Raw genomic sequence first — 20,130 nt, forward strand, 5'->3', positions numbered from 1 at the left:
AAAATTGAATTTGTCTTTTGGTAAAAACGAAAAAAAGCCGGGAAGTAATTACTCACCGGCTTTTTTTAAATATTGATTAAGCTTACTCGTATCGAAGTGATTCAATCGGGTCAAGTCTGGAAGCCTTGAAAGCTGGTATATAACCTGAAAGCAAACCTACGACCACACAAATCATAAATGCGATCAAAATCCATAGCCATGGAATAATAAACCCACCTGGACCGATAAAATTGGCAATTACGTTCCCAATGGATATTCCTAAGATCACGCCAAAAATCCCTCCGAAAATACAGATGACTATTGCTTCAATCAGAAACTGTTGGCGGATTCTAAGTGGGGTTGCACCCAAAGCTTTTCGAATCCCGATCTCTCTGGTTCTTTCGGTCACGGACACAAGCATGATATTCATCAAACCAATGGAAGCTCCCAGCAAAGTAATAAACCCGATACCAAAACCGCCAATTCTTAAGTAGCCAGCAACTTCTTCAAGACTCTCAGCGACCGACTCACTTTTGGTAAGGTCGAATGAATCTTCTTCGGTAACCTGATCCTGCCTAATCTTACGCATGATTCCGATAGCCTGGCCCATTTCATAATCTATCTTTTGGGGATCTGAGGCCACAGCCGTAATTCTGTATCTAAAACTTCCTCCCCTATCCAGGCGGCTGGCATTCAGTGAAGGAATTAAAATCTGACGATCTGCACCTGAATCCTGGCCGACGCCACCTTGCTCTTCCAAAACTCCAATTACTTGGTATTTATTTCCGAAAAAAGATATGCGATCACCAATTGGATTTTCATTATCCTCAAAAAGAGTCTCTTTAATGTCTTTTCCTATTATGCAGACATTATTTCCATAACGAAGCTCTACCTCACTAAAATTTCTTCCATCCTGAAGTTTGATGGCCTTGATGTCCATGTAATTCTCATCAGCCCCAGTAATTCTGGTATTTGGGTTTGTAGTTTCAGATCCTCTTTTTATTTCTGCAGAACCCGAAACTCGAAAGAATAGAGTAGATCTTCCTATCGAAGCATATTCTTCTTTGAAGTCTCTTAGTTCCCTATAAGTTAATTTTGAATATACTTTTTCTTTTTCACCGTCGACAATCGCCCTTGTTCCACTTGCATCCTTATCCTCAATATCAAATGAATTTGCCCCAAGTCCGGAAAAACTCTCAGCAATTTGAGCCTTAATTCCATCTATTGCGGTAAGCATCCCCACCAAACTTGAAATGCCAATAGCGATAATTGCCCCCGTCAAAATGGTCCGAAGCAAATTGACTTTTACAGCAGTGACTGCTTCTCGTACGTTTTGAAACAAATTCATAAATCGTTCAGTATCGTGACAGTTTTATTTAATAGTGGTTTACGCTTCTTCAATATTACTAAAAATCGCCTTCCACACTCATGTAAAGGTTATTTTTTTGATGTGTGGAACTTTGTTTTAATGCATCCGATCTCCCCGAACTTTAAGGTTCGAAATCACCTCCGCCTCATACTCTAACCACTCTTTCCAGCGCTGGTTTACCTTTTCAACGTCCTGATACCTTCTTGCAAGGTCAAGAAATGTTACATAGTGCCCGGCTTCAGAAATCATCAGCTCATAATAAAATTTCCTAAGCTCCTCATCTTCTATATTTTTTGATAGAATTTTGAATCTTTCGCAACTCCTGGCCTCTATCAATCCATTCATGAGCAGGTTTTCTGTCAATTGTTCAATTCGACTCCCCCCCTTTTTTACGAATTGACTAAGCTTAATGACGTATTCATCCTTCCTTGGTTTCCCAAATTTCATCCCTCTTTTGCGAAGCTGGTCCATAACCCTCTCGAAATGCCCCCATTCTTCCGCCACAATTGGAGTTAAGGTATCCACTAGTTCATCCAGCTCATTGAAACGGACAATGAGGCTGATGCAAGAGGAAGCAGCTTTTTGCTCACAATAGGCATGATCGACAAGAACATCTTCTATTTGCATTTGAGCCACATTTACCCACCTGGGATCAGTAGGTAATTTCAGGTTCAACATTTTTTGCTTTGTGCTTTCTTCCCAATTCATACTAATCAAATAAATACCAAGTAATTCCTAGATCGATAAATGACTTGTATCCGGTATAGTCAGGTGTTACGAAATATCCCTCCTGAGCCATAAACCCATTATTCAGGTGATTGTATTTAACTAAAACCCGTGTTCGGTTTATTCTGAAATCCAGAAATAAATCCGCTACAGGGTAGGCATAAACATTGAAGTTATTTTGTAGGAAAAACTGCTGAGTGGACACATTGTAAGCGTCAGCAAAATAATCTGAATGATACCTTACATCAATACCTAGCTGCACATAAACGTTGTCATTAAAAAGTGGGCTATCAAAATAAAATCTGCTGTTCGCATAAAAACTAGGAATTCGCAAGGCATCGGCCCCATCCCCTGTCACTTCTGTAAAAATCAGCTCGTTCTCCCATCTGAATTTTCTGCCAATTTGGAAGTTCGCTATCAAGCCAGGTTGAAGGATAAAGGCCTCATTCAAGTTTTGTGCTGCTTCCCGGTTCTCATCGAAATAGACATAGTTATTTATTCTATTCAAGGTCAAATTTGGACGAATCCTGATTTTATCAAAGTTAATAACAAGCTTTGCCTTCAGCTGGTCCACTCCCGTATTAGCGAAATCATTGGTCCAGGCGTAGTGATTGCCTCGATAGATTTGTTGCATGGAAGTGGGCTTGTACAACGCTTTGGTATAATCCAACTCCAAAAGCGGGGAAACCAGTCTACCATGGATTCGAAAGGCACCGGGTAAAAGATATTCTCCATCTGCACTGAGGCTCCATTTTTCAGAAATTTTCCCGATTAACTCTCCCCCAATAAAAACTTCATTGAACCGATCTGCTTCATCAAAAAAGCGATTCTTCATCCTACCATTTCTTAATCGGGCGAAAGCATTATAATAAAACCCACCAAAGGTTCCCTTGAACCCAAATTCATTTCTCCACTCAGAAAAATCATAGAAATTCCGAGTAGTATCTTGCTGCATATTAAGCCTTTCAGAGTTGTAATAAGATGAATCGCTTGTGGTCAAATCTGCCTCAAGAGTCATCTCCTGATCCTTATTATCAAAAACATGATATATCTGAAGACCGTCTTTTACCTTATATTCATGGTAAAAATGATACTCCTGGCGAAGGTCCCTGGCCTGGGTATGACTAAGCCAAACTTTTGCATCCTCATAGGTAAAATAAATAGAGGTGCTATCTACATCGGGTGGAATGATCCCCCCTATCTCATTTACGACATGGCGCATCCTGGAAAAATTGCCCAGAAACCAATATTTTCCATTTTCGGATCTATAATTAGTATGCAGGGAATAAGCCGTATTTTCGACCATATTATCATCTCTGGCATTGGGATTTAAAGTTTTTCTTGACCGGATGGTATTGAAATTAAACCCCACATTCCATCGGGGATTTATATTTCTGGCGAAAGCCAAATCCAACATATTTCTATTGCCCCCACCAAAAAAAGCTGACATCTCTGTAAATGGGGATTTGGTATCAAAGTATCGATTATTTTCCGGGGCGCGGAAATAAATATCATACACTTCATAGCCCGAACGTGTACCTATCACATCCGGTAATTCAAAAAAAACAGGTTGGGCCGCACTCCCAATATTCGCAAGATCCTGGTATTTCCAGCCGCTCTTAGCCACAGGGTCATAATTATGGAAGTTTACCAGTGAGGTGTCCTGAGGATAAAGTACCAAACTGTTTCGTTTGATATCTTTTTCATAAAAGTAAAGGCTGGTAGTTGGACCATAGACCATGCGGGTACTATCATCCAAAAGCGTTCTCCTGCCTTCGGTCTCCTCCTCGGTTTCAACTAATTGACGCTCCTGTCTTTGATTAGCGGTTGTGGTATTCGTCTGCCTTCCCGTGCGGATGTCTTGAGCGAGTACCGAAGAACTCAGAACCCCAAATCCCAGAATAAAAAGAAGAAGTCGAAATTGATTCACTTGGTTTAGTTTATCCTATTTTTTGCGCGATCAACTTTCGCAAAATAGATTCATCTTCTGATGAAAATTGCACCTCCATTGGCTGGACAAAAATCGGAATTTCTTTAAGAAATCCAGACTGTAGCAGCAATTTTACTTTGTCAGCATCCTTCTGAGTAATGATAAGAACAGGTTCCTCTTTAAAGGATTCAAATACTTCAGTAATCTCCTTTACATCAGATTCAGTATAATCATGATGATCTCCAAAACGAATGCTTTTCAATAAATTATAATTCTGATCTAAATGATCAATCAAGGTCTGAGGATTCGCAATTCCACTTATGAGAATCAAATCTGGTTTAAACTTCATCCCTGTAACTAGTGGATACGGCTTACCATAGGAAATTGAGGAAAACAATACTGGGGTTTCAGATAGAAGATATTTAGAAACCATTTGTTTTTGGTTTTCCCGTTCTGTAATACCCAAAGCTTTAGGACACTTTGTAAAAACTACTGCATCAGCTCTTTTGGCACAAGACCTATACTCTCGTAGTCTTCCCATAGGCAAAAGGAAATCTGAATAAAAAGGCTTTTGGTAAGTCGTGAGAAGAATATTCATGTGTGCTTTCACATGGCGATGCTGGAAAGCATCATCCAATATGACCAGATTGAATTTTTCACTTGTTGAATTAATTTCCGCTAAAGCCTTTACCCGGTCTTCCCCTACAAATACGGATACAGAGTCTCCATATTTCTGATAAATTTGAAAGGGTTCATCCCCAATTTCCTCTGGGGTAGAATTGGGTCTTGCTTTTAAAAACCCTTTGGTTTTTCTCCCATAACCCCGGCTTAGCGTGGCTAATTTCATTTCCCCGAAATACTGCGAAATCAGATATTCCACCATGGGAGTTTTTCCCGTCCCTCCCACTGACAAATTCCCAACTATTATACTTGGAATAGGAGATAGCTTTGACTTAAAAAAATTTATATCAAAAAGGAAATTACGAATTCCGGTGATCCAGCCATATAAAACGGCGAAAGGGTATAAAAGAAATGAAAACCTTTCCATTCGTGGGAATTCGTATTTTTGATCAAATAAAAAGAAAAATAATGGGATATAAGATTAGTGATATCATTTCGTACTTGTCAAAAATTGCTCCTCCGCAATATCAGGAAGGTTATGACAATGCTACTTTGATTACTGGAAGCGCGCACTGGGACTGCTCAGGAATAGTCTGTTCGCTGGACTGTACCGAGGATGTCGTAGAAGAAGCGATCGAGCTGGGGGCTAATCTAATTGTGGCTCATCATCCCATTGTTTTTAAGGGTTTAAAAAGTCTTACTGGCAAAAATTATGTAGAACGTACCGTCATCAAAGCCATAAAAGGAGATATCGCCATCTATGCTATTCATACGAATCTGGACCATGTGGCTCGTGGAGTGAATAAGCGAATTTCGGATAAACTAAACCTACAAGGAACATCGATCTTACAACCCAAAAAAAACATACTGAACAAACTCACTTATTTTGTCCCTGGCGAATCGAAAGCCTTGACACTGGAGGCAGTTTTCGACGCCGGAGCCGGTCATATTGGTGAGTATTCAGATTGCTCATTTCAAACAGAGGGCCAGGGAACTTTCAAACCTTCAGACTCTGCTAATCCTGCGATTGGGGAGCAGAATAAAAAGGAAGAAGTTCAAGAGGTTAAGGTGGAAGTCATACTACCTTCCCACCTATCGAATAAAGTCCTCAGCGCTTTGAAAAAGGCTCATCCTTATGAAGAAGTAGCCTATTATTTACAATCTCTTGAAAATGAAAATCAGGAAGTAGGAGCAGGTATGATAGGACATCTCGCAGCCCCTATGGCAGAAGAAAAATTTCTTGATTATTTGAAAGAGAAAATGAATTTGAAAGTGATAAAACATACCCGACTATTAGGTAAAAATATTAGAAAGGTGGCTGTATGTGGTGGTGCAGGTATTTTTCTGTTAGGCTCCGCCAAAGCTAAAGGAGCTGATATTTTCATCACCTCTGACATCAAATACCACGAGTTTTTTGATGCCGATTCTCAGTTAATTCTCTGCGACATTGGACACTATGAAAGTGAAATTTTTACAAAAGAATTACTCTCTGAGCTATTGTCGCAAAATTTTCCTAATATTGCACTCTATTTGACAAAAGTAGTTACAAATCCCACATCCTACCGATAGTACATGGAAAGTACAGTAGCACAAAAACTCGACGCTATTTTTAATCTTCAGCAAATTGACACTAAACTTGATTCTATTCTCAAAGTACGTGGTGCTTTGCCTGAAGAGGTTCAAGATTTAGAAGATGAAATAGCTGGTTACCAAACCAGACTGGAGAAATTTCAAGCGGAACTTGCTCAGTTTGACACTGATATTTCAGATTACAAGGAGGCCATTAAGAATTCTGAGAGACTGATTAAGAAATATCAGGAGCAGCAGATGAATGTGAGAAACAATCGTGAATACGATGCACTTCAGAAAGAATTAGAACTTCAAGATCTTGAAATTCAAGTTGCTAAGAAAAAAATAGCTGAGACTGGAGTTCGAATCGATCAGAAAAAACTTGACCTTGACGAATTAAAAGCCACCCTCGATGACCGTCAAAAAGATTTGGATCAAAAGAAAGGTGAGCTAGATACGATTATTGCTGAAAGCGAATCTGAGGAAGCCAAGCTTAATGCTGATCGAGAAAAGGCACTTAAAAAAGTAGACGATAGACTCGCTAAATCATATCATAAAATCCGGGAAAATGCCAAAAATGGCCTGGCCGTGGTTATGGTAAAAAGAGGTGCTTGTGGCGGATGTTTTAATACCGTCCCACCACAAAGACAAGCTGATATCAGAGAAAAGAAAAAACTGATCGTCTGTGAGCATTGCGGAAGAATTCTTGTTGGCGTGGAAGAAGAAGTGGTGGAAGAGCCACCAAAGAGAAAGCGAACCACAAGAGCTAAAAAGAAAAATTAAAAGTAAAGCCTCGAACATTTCGAGGCTTTTTTCTTTTTTAATATTGAAGCAACTTGTTTATCCACCTGATCTTTTGCTTCTTTAGAGATATGAAAAAATACGGAGCGCTATTTATTTGTTTTTTAATGTCCTTTGCTGTCATGGCAGGGGATGGCGATTCCAAAAAATTTCTCTTTCTTTTTAATAAAAAAGAGCTTAAAGAGTATAAACTCACAATGAAGGACATAGAGAAGCAATTCTCTTCTTTCGAGACCAAAGTTTATGGTGGAAACTCTGAATTAGCTTTAATTCTTGAAACTCCAGCTGGAAATTTTGATGAGTGCTTTGTGGGTCAATTCCTTATCCGGAATAAGGAAAACATTAATTTAAAATTAGAGGAGATTGCCTTTCGAATGGTTGATTTAACCGAAACAAGGCAAGTGACATCTGCCCTGCTTACGGCATATGAAGAAAGCCTACAAGATAAGAAAGCCGACCGCAAGGCAGAAAAGCCCTAAAGATTTTTTAAGTGTTCTTGTTCATTGGCTTTTTCTAGCCTGAATGTTCCATCTCCTAACTCCTGAAGTAAATATAGACACAAGTTGTTGTGTGGAAAATTATCCATATATCTCAAGTCATAGTTCAAAATCAGGCTTAGGAAAATCCGCATGGCTCTACCATGCATGCAAACAAGAAGTGTCTCCCCTTCTGCTTTTTTTAGTTTTTCTATCCCAGGTTTCATTCTACTGGCTACTACATTTGGACTCTCTCCGCCTTCGATAGCATAATCCAAATTGCCCATTTGCCACTGGCTAAGCATATGCTTGTAATACTCTCCCTCTTCAGGAGTCATCGGAGTTCCTTCATATTTCCCCCAAGAAATTTCATTTAACTCTGGGAGCTCCGTGGTCGGTATATTTAAATCGATAAAATTCTGAATGGATTGCCTGGTTCGAATCAGCTCAGTATGATAAAGATGATCAAACTTCACATTCTTATAAGCTTCAAAAAAGGCTTTGGCTTGTTTCTGTCCTGTCTCATTGATCGGAGCGTCTATCCCACTTCCCTGAACAACCCCTTTAAGGTTAAAATCAGTTTGACCATGACGGACTAAGTATATTTTTTTTGGATTCAAGATTCTCTAATTTTGATAGGTAAATTAAGTGCATTTCTATTTCAATCCATGACATTTCGGACAATACCCTCCCTCGACCAATTAAATAACATGAGTAGCAACACAATGGTCGATCATTTAGGGATAACTTTCACTTCTATCACCGAAAACACCATAGAAGCTACCATGCCTGTGGATGCTAGAACCAAACAACCCATGGGCTTGTTACATGGAGGAGCAAATGTAGTACTGGCGGAGACTTTGGGAAGTGTTGCAGCTTCGCTGACAGTAAACATAAAAGAAAAAAGTGTAGTAGGATTAGAAATCAATGCCAACCATATTAGGTCTGTTAGAGAAGGATTGGTTCGGGGTGTTGCCTCTCCCATTCATTTGGGTGGAAGCACCCAAATCTGGGAAATCAGAATATTCAATGAGGCAGAGAAATTGACCTGCATAAGCCGATTGACAATGGCGATTTTAGACAAGAAATGAGAGAATCAACCCTTACTAAATCTCTTAATCAAAGGGAGTTTTTGACTCGTGTTTTCAAAATAAATTTCCAGAAGGATCTCCCGTTTGCCATTTGGCGAAAGCCAAAATCAGATAATCTTGAATTAGTACTGGGAAGTGAAAGACCTCTCAAAAAGGTGAATCTCGAACTTGAAGAATTACCAGCCGGTTTTATCGTTCATCCATTCGGAGATCAGGAAAATCAGGAAGCCTTCTTTATAGATGCTGCTAACTATATTCAAGTAAAATTAGATCAACCCATTTCACCCGAAGATTTACCGGAATTTATAGCTGGAGGTTCAGAAAATAAAGATGAATTAAATTCTATTTTTGAGTGGTTTCAAAAAACAAAAAATGGACTTTCACCTGAAAGCAATTTGGGAAATGGGGAAAGTCAGAAACATTATGAAAATCTGGTAAAACTGGGGATTAAGGGAATAGAGAAGGGTGACTTCGAAAAGGTGGTGCCTGCCCGGACAAAACGAATTCCTTTGGATTCTTCTTTTGATTTGATGGCCAGTTTCGAAACCATGTTGAAAAAGTACCCCAATGCATTTGTGAATTTCTTTCACCTCCCCGGAATAGGAACGTGGTTAGGAGCAAGCCCTGAAATTCTAATTGAGACCAAACAAGATCACTTTTATACAATGTCCCTGGCAGGCACTCAACCAGCCTCCGGAGACAATCCTGTCCGATCAGTCGCCTGGACTCAAAAAGAGATTGAAGAACAGGCTTTGGTCAGTCGTTACATTGTCGATTGCTTTAAAAAGATAAGGCTTAGAGAATATGAAGAGCATGGTCCTAAAACAGTTCAGGCTGGATCACTGCTACATTTGAGATCCGACTTTAAAGTGGATATGAAAGCCACCAACTTCCCCCAGCTCGGGTCAGTTATGTTAAAGCTCCTTCACCCCACCTCGGCAGTATGCGGAATGCCCAGGCAAAAGGCACTGGATTTTATAGCTGAGAATGAGCAATTCGACAGATCCTTCTTTGCTGGGTTTCTAGGCCCTGTGAATATTGGAGAGGAGACTTCTATCTATGTAAATCTGCGCACAGCCTCCTTGACAGGAAAGGAAGCCATAGTATATGCCGGTGCTGGTATTACGGAGGATTCTGACCCTGAAAAGGAGTGGGAGGAAACGGAGCTGAAATGCGCTAACATTGGCAAAATCCTTATCAACCCGAAAGAATGATTATAGAGTCAGTCAGTCATCTGGTGGCTCTATGCGCTAAGAACGGAATCCGACATGCGATTCTGTCCCCAGGGTCTAGATGTGCACCTTTGACCATTGCATTTGCAAGGCATCCCGAAATCAGTACCAAAACCGTGTCTGACGAAAGATCCGCAGCTTTTATTGCCCTTGGAATGGCCCAGCAAACCGGGGAACCTGTCGTGCTTGTTTGTACCAGTGGATCAGCGGCTTTAAATTATTTTCCTGCCATTGCTGAAGCTTTTTTTCAGCAAATCCCCTTACTTATTCTTACTGCAGACAGGCCGCCTGAGTGGATCGATCAGTACGATGGACAAACTATTTTTCAGGAGGAGGTATATGGAAAGCACGTTAAAAAATCCTTCGTTTTTCCTTCTTTGGATAACTCAGATACCTCCATTGAAAGTGCAATTAATATTTCTACTGAGGCCATTTATTTGGCGAAATCTTTTCCGAAAGGCCCTGTTCATATTAATCTACCCTTTCGAGAGCCTTTTTATCCAGAAGAAGGTCAAGAGTTGATTTTGCCTGAAACAAAACTTCAAATTCAGCCAACATCCAAGGTGAATTTGAACAAATCGACCAAATCGTTCTTGGAGGAAAATCTCCCAAGGTTCAAGAGAATTATGATTGTGGCGGGTCAATCCAAACCAGATCCGGAAACTGAAGAAATCATAATGAGATTATCCACCCAAAAGAATGTTGTGGTGGTCACTGATGTTATTTCTAACTTTCAATCAGAGTTCACCATAACCCAACATGATCATTGGTTGGGAAGCTCCAATCTAACTCAAAACCTAAAGCCGGATTTAATTTTAAGTTTTGGAATGTCCGTCATTTCAAAGCCCTTAAAGCTCTTTTTACGAAGTACTGATGCGATAAACTGGCATATTCAAGAATCAGGAAAGGCACGTGATCCCTTCCAAAAACTCACAAAAACGATTCATGCATCTAATTCCTTTTTCTTCTCATGGCTTTTTAAAAATCTTGAGCCTTTATATTCTGAGTTCAAGGAAAAATGGACAAGCTTAAACCAAAAAGCGAAGGCTGCACTCCCTAAGATTCTTGAAACCGCTGATTTTGGGGAATACACTGCTTTGGCAGAAATACTTCCAAAAATTCCGAAAAGATCCAAGGTTCATCTCGCCAATAGTATGGCCGTGAGATATGTGAATTTCTTAGGCCCACTTGATCAAGAGATCATTTGTAATCGAGGTACTAGTGGAATAGATGGTAGTAATAGCACCGCCGTTGGTTGTTCTTTGGTCACTGATGAAATGGTTACATTGATTACAGGAGATATGGCTTTTTTCTATGACAGGAATGCTTTCTGGCAAAATTACACCAAGCCAAATCTCCGAATAATCGTGTTAAATAATCATGCCGGCGGAATCTTCAGACTAATCAAGGGACCTTCCTCCCAACCAGAGTTGGAGGAGTATTTTGAAACTTATCAACCACTTTCAGCAGAAAGTCTGGCGCATGAATTCGGTTTTGAATATAATTTGGTCAATGAGCGCGATGAACTTAAAAATACTATAGCCGATTTCTTCTCTCCATCCGAGCACCCAAAAATCCTTGAAATTCAATCTGAGAGCAAAAGAAACGCCGGAATTTTATCCGGCGTGAAATCTAAAATGATCGAAGCTCTTTCTGAAAATTAGGGTTTTTGGAAAACTCTAATGTAGTCCACCCTCATTTCTTGTGGGAAAATGGTACTCCCATCAGGGTTTCCGGGCCACCTTCCTCCTACTGCTACATTCATTATAAAGAAGTGAGGTTTATGAAACTCCTCAAGGTCCCCAGGGGTGATATCTATGACGTGATATTCTACATCATCTAGAAGCCACCTAATCTCTCGCTCATCCCATATAATGGAGTATACATGAGGTTCATCTGAGAGAGTCCCATACTCAAGTTCAGTGCTGCCACCATAATTCGCATAATTACCATTGCTGTCCCAGTGTACAGTGCCATGAACCGTGCCGTCGTTATTGTTCGTACTCCCACCTACCATTTCCATGATATCTATTTCACCACAGTTTGGCCAGCCAATTTCATCAATATTCTCACCAAGCATCCAAAGCGCAGGCCATAATCCCTGACCTTTAGGCATCACAGCTCTAATATCAATCCGCCCATAGGTGAAGAACTGTTTGCCTTTAGTAATTAATCTGGAAGAGGTATAAGTTCTTGTTCCTGCACTTTCGGGCTTAGCAGTGATGGTCAGAAAACCATCTTCCACTTTTGTGTTTTCTTCTTTGTAAAACTGAAGTTCATCATTTCCCCAACCACAGAGTCCTGGACAGCCATCACCAATTTCATAAGTCCAATCATCAGACAAGGCAGTCCCATCAAATTCATCTCTCCACACCAACTCATAGTCAGGATAAGAATCTGGAGTCTCATATCCTGTGTTTGGATCCAGCCCCATTCTTTCATTATTCATGATGATCCGCTCAATAGCAACCACAAAGTTATCCTCTGCAGAATGAGCCTGAACCACAATCGAATATTGGCCTTTTTCTTTATACTGAAGATTAGCCGAATTACCATCTACCCTGTTCGGGATTGATCCAGATTCTCCCCAGTTTACTTTGAAAAAGAGCGCATTGTCTGCTGTGAAATCTAACACAACAATACCATCACCAATAAACTCTACATCGATTTGTAAATTGGATGGGTCAGGGGTAGGAACAGGATCATTAGGTTCAGATCCTCCGCAGCTTACAAGTAAAAGAATTAAAAAGGCCGCGGGAAATAGTCTTCTGCACATATCTTCAGGAAATTTAATTTCCTGAAATTATAAAAAATTCGATAAATAAAAAGTGTACTACGAGTTAGTGATTTAATGCAAAAGCGGAAGGACTTTTCCTTCCGCCATCATTTACTAGCCAAACCATAAAGGCTAATTGCCCAATCTCAAAGAGAGTGAAAGTAATCAAGCCGATTACAGTTCCAATCACAGTTACGAACAGTACTCCTGTTATAATTGCAAGTACACCTAAGATCATAGCAACATTGGACCAAAGGTTTTTGTATTGCAGAAAGCCAAATCCAAAGAGAATAAAGCCCAAGCCAACGCTGATTAATTTGACCACAAAGTAATCCTCCAGTAGAAAAGGAGAGGCAGTGAAAGAAATAATATCCACCGTAATCCAAGATGCATTCAGGCCCAAAAGAACCCAAGCCCCTATGGCGAGAACATTATTCGGAATCACCTTGGCAATGTGAATGTAACCAAAAAGAAAAAGTGAATAGAAAACCAGTACTGCAAGCTTTACCGGAATATATCCCTCGGTGTAAAAACCTATTCCTTCCATTATTTCTGCATCCATGGCGATCTCGAAAAAGGATAGAATGAAATATATTATTCCACCTACAAAACCTGACATGATCCATTTTTTGCTGCTTCCTAGGTCCAAAGAAGCCTCGGATTTCTCATCTTGATCTGACCATTCTACCCCAAGGGCTTCAAAGAGTGCTTTGACCGTGTAGCTTCTTGGAGTCACCTCTCCTGCTTCGATACGCTGAATGGTTCTTACATTCAAATTGCATTTTTCGACCAACTCTTCCTGAGTCCATCCTTTTGCTTTTCTCAATTCGGAAATTCGCTTTCCTAACTTCGGCTGTTTCATTGTTAATAGTTTTTGATTTGCCATAGCAATTTCTTCTATTGATGAAAAACAAAGGACGAAAACCACTCGGATTTCACCCGACATTTACCCGACATAGGCGCTTAAAGGCCATATGAAGCATTTTTTCGATATTTAATTTAAGAACCGATCAATCATGAAATTATCAAATTCTCCTATTTTTTAAGCGCATCCCAGAGAATCTCCACAGGATGAAATGCACTTCTTCCCGTTCCATCAGCTATCTGGTGACGGCAAGATGTACCTGGCGCGGCAATTATTTCATCTTCCGAACTTTCTCTCACAGCTGGGAAAAGCACCAACTCCCCTACTTGCTGACTTACCTCGTAGTGCTCCTTTTCATATCCAAAACTTCCTGCCATTCCGCAACATCCGCTTGGAATGATCTCCACAGAATAGTTATCAGGTATGGATAAAATCTTTTGAGTCCAACTCAGGGAGGAAAGTGCTTTTTGATGGCAGTGACCATGAAGTTTAATCTTCTTCGATTCAGATGAAAACAAACTAGAATCAATATTTCCAGCTACTATTTCCTTACCTAAAAACTCATCCACTAACTGTACATGAAACTTCAGCTTTTTCGCTGCATCCAAAAGGTCCGGGCTCACTATTCTCGGGTACTCATCCCGAAAACTTAAAATCGCTGAAGGCTCCAAACCGATCAAAGGAGTATCTCCGTCTATGAGTTTCTCGAAAACCCTGACATTGGCCTCTGCATGCTTTTTAGCTTTTTGCAGCAGTCCTTTGGACAAAGCTGATCGTCCACTTTCCTCATGATCTACCACCTTCACTTCATAGCCTAGTCTCTTCAAAAGAGAAATAGACTTGATACCAATTTCAGTGTCGTTATAATTAGTGAATTCATCTACGAAGAAAAAGACAGACTTACCTTGGCTTTGCCCGCTGGGCAAAGAATCATAATTCCTTTTATACCACTGCCGCAAGCTGATAGCACTTATGGCTGGCAAGTTTCGCTCAGTTGCCACTCCCAAAATGGATTTTAAAATCCCTCCCGTCAGTGAATTCCTAAGAAAGAAATTAGCAATCCCTGGAGTAGCTGAACCCAATCGATTCAACTCATTGATGTAAGCAAAAGCTTTTGAGCGAAGGGGTATACCGTGAGTTTTTTGATACTGATAAAGAAATTCGGCTTTCATACTTGACATATCCACATTGGATGGGCATTCGGCCGTGCAGCCTTTACAGCTCAAACATAAATCCAGTGCCTCCTTAATCTCCGGATGATCAAAAGCATTCTCTTTTTTATCCTGAGTTAAAAATTCTCTGAGGGTATTGGCCCTCCCACGAACAGTGTCTTTTTCATTTCGAGTAGCCATATAGGAGGGACACATGGTTCCGCCTGATCCTGGCAATTTCCGACAATCCCCAGATCCATTGCATTTTTCAGCCATCCGCAGGATTCCTCCCACCTGATCGAAATCCAAAACTGTATCATGCACCGGAGTCTCCATTTCAGGTTCATAGCGAAGGAACTCATTCATAGGGGCGGCATCCACGATTTTGCCAGGATTAAAAATATTTTTTGGATCCCATGTGTATTTGATCCTACGGAAAAGCTCGTAATTCTTTTCGCCCACCATTAGCGGGATAAAAGCTGCCCGTACTCGACCATCACCATGCTCCCCCGAAAGAGATCCTTGATATTTCTTCACCAGCTTCGCTGAGGTCTCAGAAATCTTAAAAAAATCATCTACCCCTTTCTTCTTCTTTAAATCCAAAACCGGCCGCAAATGAATCTCCCCTGCTCCGGCATGTGCGTAATGAACTGGCTTTTGATCGAAATCCTCCATGAGCTTATCAAACTCATCGATGTAATCGGCTAGATCTTCGATATCCACCGCTGTGTCTTCGATACAAGCCACAGCCTTCTTATCGCCTGGAATATTTGCTAAGAGCCCAAGACCGGCAGCCCGTAAAGCCCAGGCCGATGCTACCTTTTCAGTTTCTATGATTGGAAAACTGTAGCCAAGCCCAGCCTTTTTCAGGTCTTCGACCAAAGCTTTTCCTTTGTCCAGGGCTTCCTCCAAAGTCCTTCCTCGAAATTCTACCATCAAGATTGCTTCTGGATCTCCCTCCACAAAATATCTGTTCTTTGAATATTCTATACTCTCTTTGGTGCAGTCCAAAATGATCTTATCCATTAATTCAACTGCTGTAGCAGGATGTTTCATCGCCACCTGAGCGGCATGCATACTTTGATTGATAGTTTCAAAATGCGCTGCAACAACAATATCAATGGGCTCCGGAAGAGGGTCTAAACTAATCTTAATTTCAGTGGTGAAGGCTAAAGTTCCCTCCGAGCCTGAAAGTAACTTGCAGAAATTGAACGGCTCCTTCCCTTCAAAAAGCTCTGCTTTTAGCAATTCATCCACCGCATAGCCCGTATTTCGGCGATGGATAGTTTTCTTAGGGAATTGGGCATGTATCTCGTCCCTGATTTCGGGATTATTGAGTTCGTCAAAAATCTGTCGATGGATGGTTCCTTCAAGGTCTTTTTGCCCACATTTTCGGTCAAAGTCATCTTGGCTAATCTCCCCGAAAACAACCTTTTTTCCATCACTTAGAATAGTATTCAAGGAAATCACCTTATCCCGAGTCACCCCATAAACGATAGAAGTCGTCCCCGAGGAATTATTGCCGACCATTCCCCCGATCATCGCACGGTTTGCAGTGGAAGTAATTGGACTAAAGAAAAGTCCATGAGGTTTTAGAAACCTATTCAACTCATCTCTAACCACTCCTGGTTGAACCCGTACCCATCGCTCTTTCTTATTGAATTCCAAGATTTGAGTGAGATGTTTTGAGACATCTACGACTATTCCATTTCCTACACATTGACCCGCGAGAGAAGTTCCCGCAGTACGAGGAATCAGGGAGGTGCCGCTTTCGGTAGCAAAATGAATGAGTTCTTGGATATCCTTTTCGGACTTGGGAAAGGCTACTGCTAGAGGAATCTCCCGATAGACGGAGGCATCGGTGGCGTAAAGAGTTTTACTTAAGGAATCAAAGCGTACCTCTCCTTCAATTTTTTGGTTTAATTGATGGAGCGCTCCTTTGATGTCTTTTTGATTGGAAGGCATTTTCAAAAATAGGTTACTGGAATCTATAAGAAAAGCTCTATTTACCTTTTAGATGATTCGTATCACAGGATTAAATAAATTTCAAGGCCATTTCATAAAGGTTTGGAATTTGGATTTTGCAAGTTTTCTTTGTTTCCATGTTTTTCTACCTCTCCCAGTTTCTAAGTTTTCTGGCTATGCCCTTGACCATTATCATGATTTTGATAATTCTAGGTACATTCAAATTCAGAAAGAAATGGGGGAAAAGGATTCTCTCGATAGGAATTGGTCTTTTGATTTTCTGTACCAACCCTTTCCTCGCCAACCAGGCACTATTGGCTTGGGAGCCTGATTACAAAGAATTTGAGGAGGTCCAGAACCATGAAATTGGTATTGTCTTGACCGGAGTGACCAACCTGAGCAAAACTGCTTATGACAGGACATTTTTTAATAAAGGTGCCGATCGGATTACCCATGCGCTCCAGCTCTATCGCCTTGGCAAGATCAAGAAAATCCTGATTACTGGAGGGCAAGGATTAAACCCGGTGAATCCACAAAGTGAGGCTGAACTACTTAAGCGATTTCTGGAAATGACTGGAGTTCCTAGTCAGGATATTCTAATTGAAGATCAAAGTAAAAACACCGCCCAAAATGCACAGTTTACCAGGGAGTTTTTGGAGCAAAAAGGAATTGACACATCGCAGGATTTTCTTCTAATCACCTCTGCTTTTCATATGTATCGGGCAAAAGGATGCTTTGAAAAGGTAGGTTTACAGACAGAAACATTCCCTACTGACTATTACTCCTACGACCCCAAGTATGATATTCCAGCACTGTTTTTCCCCAGTGCAGATGCATTGACCTATTGGCATAAGTTAGTGAAGGAGTGGATTGGAATCACTGTTTATAAACTAGTGGGATATATATGATATTCAGAGTTAATTTTTGGTTTATAACCTATTGATTTTCAGTCATATATTTTGTAAATAGAGTTCTAGCGTTTTTTTCATTAATTCTTTTCTTATGGATTTTTCAGCTATACTCAATCTGGTCATCGGCCTAATTTTCGTTTATTTTCTTTTGTCCTTAGCCTGCTCTACCGTTCAGGAGCTTATTGCGCAGTATCTGGACCTTAGAGCCAATAATCTTGAAAACTGGCTCAAAAGCGCCTTTAAAGAAAATAAGTTGGGCGAAAAGTTTCTGGAGCACAGGCTTATCGATGGTCTAACTCCTGCAGGAAGAAAAGCGAGCTATATTCCTTCCAAAGTGTTTTCAGGGGTTTTGCTCGACTTGGTTAATGATAAAGAAGAGCCCTATACGATAAACTCAATTAAGGACTCCATTAAAAACTCTGAACTTCCGGAAGACCTGAAGCGGCAATTACTTCAAACCATATCAGAAGCAGGTAATGGTCTGGAAGAACTAAGAAAAAATATTGAAGGCTGGTTTAATGATTGTATGACCAGAATAGCTGGTACTTATAAAAAGAAGGCGCAGATTTTTCTCATTATTATTTCCACGATTACCGTGGTTAGTTTCAATATTGACAGTATTCAAATCATTCAATATCTGTACAATCATCCTGCTGAATCCGAAGCACTGGCTAATACAATTTCAGAAAATATTGAGGATTTAAAGTTGGAACCTAGAGACTCGGTATACGAAAACTCTACCACGGAACAGAAGATCGAGTCAAATATCAAAGAATTGGAAAGAATTAAGGGAGAGATTGAGTCCGCAAAAATTCCATTTGGATGGGGAACAAATTCCGCTGTAGAAACAAATCTCTTAAATAAAATCCTGGGCTTATTCTTATCAGTTGTCGCGGGAATAGTAGGAGCCCCATTCTGGTTTGACACGTTAAACAAGGTAGTAAATCTGAGAAGTGCAGGTTCCAAGCCAGAAAGCTAAACCAGATGTGCCTTTTGGATTTTTTTGGCCAAATCAGCGGAAACCCCTGTTTCCCCAGAAAATTCTTCCCATTTCAAAATCGCATCCTTTACTTTCTGTATGCTTTCTTTGGCCTTCTTAATATTCATTCTTCTGGCTACTTCCAAAAAATCGGAGTCTGTAATATGCTCCCTTTTCCCATTCACCTGAAGAGATTGGGAACTTACCCAAATACTTCCCGGCCGGTAGGCAAAGCAAATATCATAGGCCGGAGATAGCTTCCATTGCCCCGTTTTATCCATGAGAAATGCAAAGTTCTTAGTATGATCATCACAATTTCTAGATAGCACGTTAAAGACCATCCTTAAAAACATTTGTTCAGCTTCGGGATAACTAAGCTTAAGCATTCGCATGGTCTCAAAAACCTGTTCATAGCTGAAATAACCTACCTGATTGAAATCAAAATGCCTCAAACCACATAAACTTTGCATATGAATTTTTTCACCTGATTCTGTCCTATCAAACCTTTTAGTCATAAAATGGGCTCTTCCATTTTCTTCCAAAAGGATAGATTCATTCATTTCAATCCCAGCCTCCAAAGCCATTAAATAATAGGCCATCTCAACTCGACCATAGCCTTCTGAAGTCCCAAACTGATGATCAGTTACCCCATCAAATTTGATGATCCAGTTCGAAAATCCTGATGGCGCTTTGACCTGTCCACTTTTGACCTCTCCTGTCTTAGGATTATAAGCGATTACCGCCTTTGCTCTAGCTCCTCCTGCAGAAGTTCCAATCTTCAGAATATCGGCCAGTGCCTTTTCTTCCTGTTTTTCAAAATCTGCTTTAAAACCTTCTTTGGTATTTAAAATTTTATTGGCAACGCCAATGAGGCTATCTAACTCGAGAGAGCTGGCTCTGGTCGATTCTTTCCGCAAAGAGGGCTTTATTTCCAAAGCACCTACCCCGCGCTTACCGATAAAACACAATAGCTCAACCGGATTCAGGCTGTCACTAGGTCTTCCATTTTGAATTAACCAGGAATTGATGAGCTGATTTCCATACTTATCTGGAAGCATATCTGCCAGAAGGCCTGGCAGTCCTCGAAATGTGTCGTAAGGATCATTTCTCCTACTTCTGTTCTCAGGAAAGCTATAGACCTTTCTCCCAGCTGAAATAGGCATAGTCAGAGGGGCAATATCAAGTTTGGTCTTTAAGAAGCCAGAATCGTATTCAAAACTTGCAAGGCCTTGACTCTCATTCCAAAGAGCCGCTCCAACCAATTGATCCCATAACCAGATTTCTGCAGCCACTACCATTCACTAGGCGGGTTTTCTGCAGCCATATCAGAGTTCCTAACCCGCTGCCGCTCTTGTTTCTTTTGGAGCTTGATGTATTCTATGGGACTGATTTCTGGGATGACCTCAAAACCCTCCAACACCTGAAGTTCATCTAGAACTCTCAAAACCTGAATCAAAGTAATGAGGTTTACCTTTTCACCTCTTTCCAATAAACTCAATGTGGATCTGCTTATCCCTGCTTCAGAAGCAAGTGTCCCCTGAGTTTTGTTTTGGGCTACTCTTTTCTTTTTTACAAAGTCACCAATCATAGCCAAAATGGCTAAATCCGTATTTGAGGCAATATTCATGACTGATATTTCATGCTTTAAACCCAAAAATACAATTTAATGAATGAATTATCAATCTTTTT

18 protein-coding genes are annotated in these 20,130 nt (G+C 40.5%); 8 read left to right on the forward strand and 10 right to left on the reverse strand.

Translation table 11 applies throughout. The features are described from left to right. Window positions 1-82: 82 nt before the first annotated feature. The 4 genes from QVH07_RS00625 to lpxK form a co-directional block, all read right to left on the reverse strand. The gene (locus QVH07_RS00625) at window positions 83-1,327 is read right to left on the reverse strand and encodes an ABC transporter permease (RefSeq protein WP_289998169.1); all 1,245 of its coding nucleotides are present in this window, start codon (window positions 1,325-1,327) and stop codon (window positions 83-85) included. Window positions 1,328-1,444: 117 nt separating this feature from the next. Beyond that, entirely contained in the window at window positions 1,445-2,056 is a 612-nt protein-coding gene (locus QVH07_RS00630) for a MiaE family protein (RefSeq protein ID WP_289998170.1), read from the reverse strand. A gap of 1 nt (window position 2,057) precedes the next feature. Next, window positions 2,058-4,004 carry a putative porin gene (locus QVH07_RS00635; RefSeq protein ID WP_289998171.1) on the reverse strand — a complete coding sequence of 649 codons (1,947 nt, stop codon included), beginning with the start codon at window positions 4,002-4,004 and terminating at the stop codon, window positions 2,058-2,060. A 10-nt stretch (window positions 4,005-4,014) separates the two neighbouring features. Then, window positions 4,015-5,052, reverse strand: coding sequence for a tetraacyldisaccharide 4'-kinase (gene lpxK / locus QVH07_RS00640; protein WP_289998172.1), 1,038 nt, complete (start codon window positions 5,050-5,052; stop codon window positions 4,015-4,017). Window positions 5,053-5,093: 41 nt separating this feature from the next. On the opposite strand from lpxK, the gene QVH07_RS00645 reads away from it, so the two are divergent. The 3 genes from QVH07_RS00645 (at window position 5,094) to QVH07_RS00655 (ending at window position 7,474) form a co-directional block, all read left to right on the forward strand. Continuing rightward, window positions 5,094-6,194, forward strand: a complete 1,101-nt coding sequence (locus QVH07_RS00645) for a Nif3-like dinuclear metal center hexameric protein (protein WP_289998699.1) — start codon at window positions 5,094-5,096, stop codon at window positions 6,192-6,194. Window positions 6,195-6,197: 3 nt separating this feature from the next. Continuing rightward, window positions 6,198-6,977, forward strand: a complete 780-nt coding sequence (locus tag QVH07_RS00650) for a zinc ribbon domain-containing protein (RefSeq protein WP_289029153.1) — start codon at window positions 6,198-6,200, stop codon at window positions 6,975-6,977. A gap of 89 nt (window positions 6,978-7,066) precedes the next feature. Next, a complete protein-coding gene (locus tag QVH07_RS00655) occupies window positions 7,067-7,474 on the forward strand; it encodes a hypothetical protein (protein WP_289998174.1) in 408 nt (135 codons plus the stop codon). Here the strand turns inward: QVH07_RS00655 and QVH07_RS00660 are convergent. Further along, window positions 7,471-8,091, reverse strand: coding sequence for a histidine phosphatase family protein (locus QVH07_RS00660; protein WP_289998175.1), 621 nt, complete (start codon window positions 8,089-8,091; stop codon window positions 7,471-7,473). The genes QVH07_RS00655 and QVH07_RS00660 overlap by 4 nt on opposite strands. Before the next feature lie 48 nt (window positions 8,092-8,139). Between QVH07_RS00660 and QVH07_RS00665 the strand changes: the two genes are divergently transcribed. Genes QVH07_RS00665 through menD form a run of 3 tightly spaced genes read left to right on the forward strand, consistent with a single transcriptional unit; the run spans window position 8,140 to window position 11,458 of the window. Continuing rightward, window positions 8,140-8,562 (forward strand): hotdog fold thioesterase, encoded by a 423-nt coding sequence (locus QVH07_RS00665; RefSeq protein ID WP_435367049.1) that lies wholly within the window; start codon window positions 8,140-8,142, stop codon window positions 8,560-8,562. Further along, window positions 8,559-9,776: a chorismate-binding protein gene (locus QVH07_RS00670; protein ID WP_289998178.1), complete on the forward strand. Its 1,218-nt coding sequence runs from the start codon at window positions 8,559-8,561 to the stop codon at window positions 9,774-9,776. The genes QVH07_RS00665 and QVH07_RS00670 overlap by 4 nt, the downstream gene beginning before the upstream one ends. Further along, window positions 9,773-11,458 (forward strand): 2-succinyl-5-enolpyruvyl-6-hydroxy-3-cyclohexene-1-carboxylic-acid synthase, encoded by a 1,686-nt coding sequence (menD, locus tag QVH07_RS00675; RefSeq protein WP_289998179.1) that lies wholly within the window; start codon window positions 9,773-9,775, stop codon window positions 11,456-11,458. The genes QVH07_RS00670 and menD overlap by 4 nt, the downstream gene beginning before the upstream one ends. Here menD and QVH07_RS00680 read toward each other — a convergent pair. From QVH07_RS00680 to QVH07_RS00690, 3 genes are all read right to left on the reverse strand, one after another. Next, on the reverse strand, window positions 11,455-12,570 hold the full coding sequence (locus QVH07_RS00680) for a glycoside hydrolase family 16 protein (RefSeq protein ID WP_289998180.1): 1,116 nt from the start codon (window positions 12,568-12,570) through the stop codon (window positions 11,455-11,457). The genes menD and QVH07_RS00680 overlap by 4 nt on opposite strands. Window positions 12,571-12,634: 64 nt before the next feature. Beyond that, complete coding sequence (locus tag QVH07_RS00685; RefSeq protein WP_289998181.1) at window positions 12,635-13,432, reverse strand: helix-turn-helix domain-containing protein; 798 nt, start codon at window positions 13,430-13,432, stop codon at window positions 12,635-12,637. A 173-nt stretch (window positions 13,433-13,605) separates the two neighbouring features. Then, the gene (locus QVH07_RS00690; protein WP_289998183.1) at window positions 13,606-16,551 is read right to left on the reverse strand and encodes an FAD-binding and (Fe-S)-binding domain-containing protein; all 2,946 of its coding nucleotides are present in this window, start codon (window positions 16,549-16,551) and stop codon (window positions 13,606-13,608) included. A gap of 137 nt (window positions 16,552-16,688) precedes the next feature. Here QVH07_RS00690 and QVH07_RS00695 point away from each other — a divergent pair, with 137 nt between their 5' ends. Both QVH07_RS00695 and QVH07_RS00700 read left to right on the forward strand, forming a co-directional pair. After that, window positions 16,689-17,459, forward strand: coding sequence for a YdcF family protein (locus QVH07_RS00695; protein ID WP_289998184.1), 771 nt, complete (start codon window positions 16,689-16,691; stop codon window positions 17,457-17,459). A gap of 94 nt (window positions 17,460-17,553) precedes the next feature. Continuing rightward, on the forward strand, window positions 17,554-18,441 hold the full coding sequence (locus QVH07_RS00700) for a hypothetical protein (RefSeq protein ID WP_289998185.1): 888 nt from the start codon (window positions 17,554-17,556) through the stop codon (window positions 18,439-18,441). Here QVH07_RS00700 and QVH07_RS00705 read toward each other — a convergent pair. Continuing rightward, complete coding sequence (locus tag QVH07_RS00705; RefSeq protein WP_289998186.1) at window positions 18,438-19,739, reverse strand: type II toxin-antitoxin system HipA family toxin; 1,302 nt, start codon at window positions 19,737-19,739, stop codon at window positions 18,438-18,440. The genes QVH07_RS00700 and QVH07_RS00705 overlap by 4 nt on opposite strands. Beyond that, complete coding sequence (locus QVH07_RS00710) at window positions 19,733-20,068, reverse strand: helix-turn-helix domain-containing protein (RefSeq protein WP_289998188.1); 336 nt, start codon at window positions 20,066-20,068, stop codon at window positions 19,733-19,735. Before QVH07_RS00710 ends, QVH07_RS00705 begins: the two co-directional genes overlap by 7 nt. Window positions 20,069-20,130: the final 62 nt, after the last annotated feature.

The organism is Algoriphagus sediminis (assembly GCF_030403435.1).
Classification (GTDB): domain Bacteria; phylum Bacteroidota; class Bacteroidia; order Cytophagales; family Cyclobacteriaceae; genus Algoriphagus; species Algoriphagus sediminis.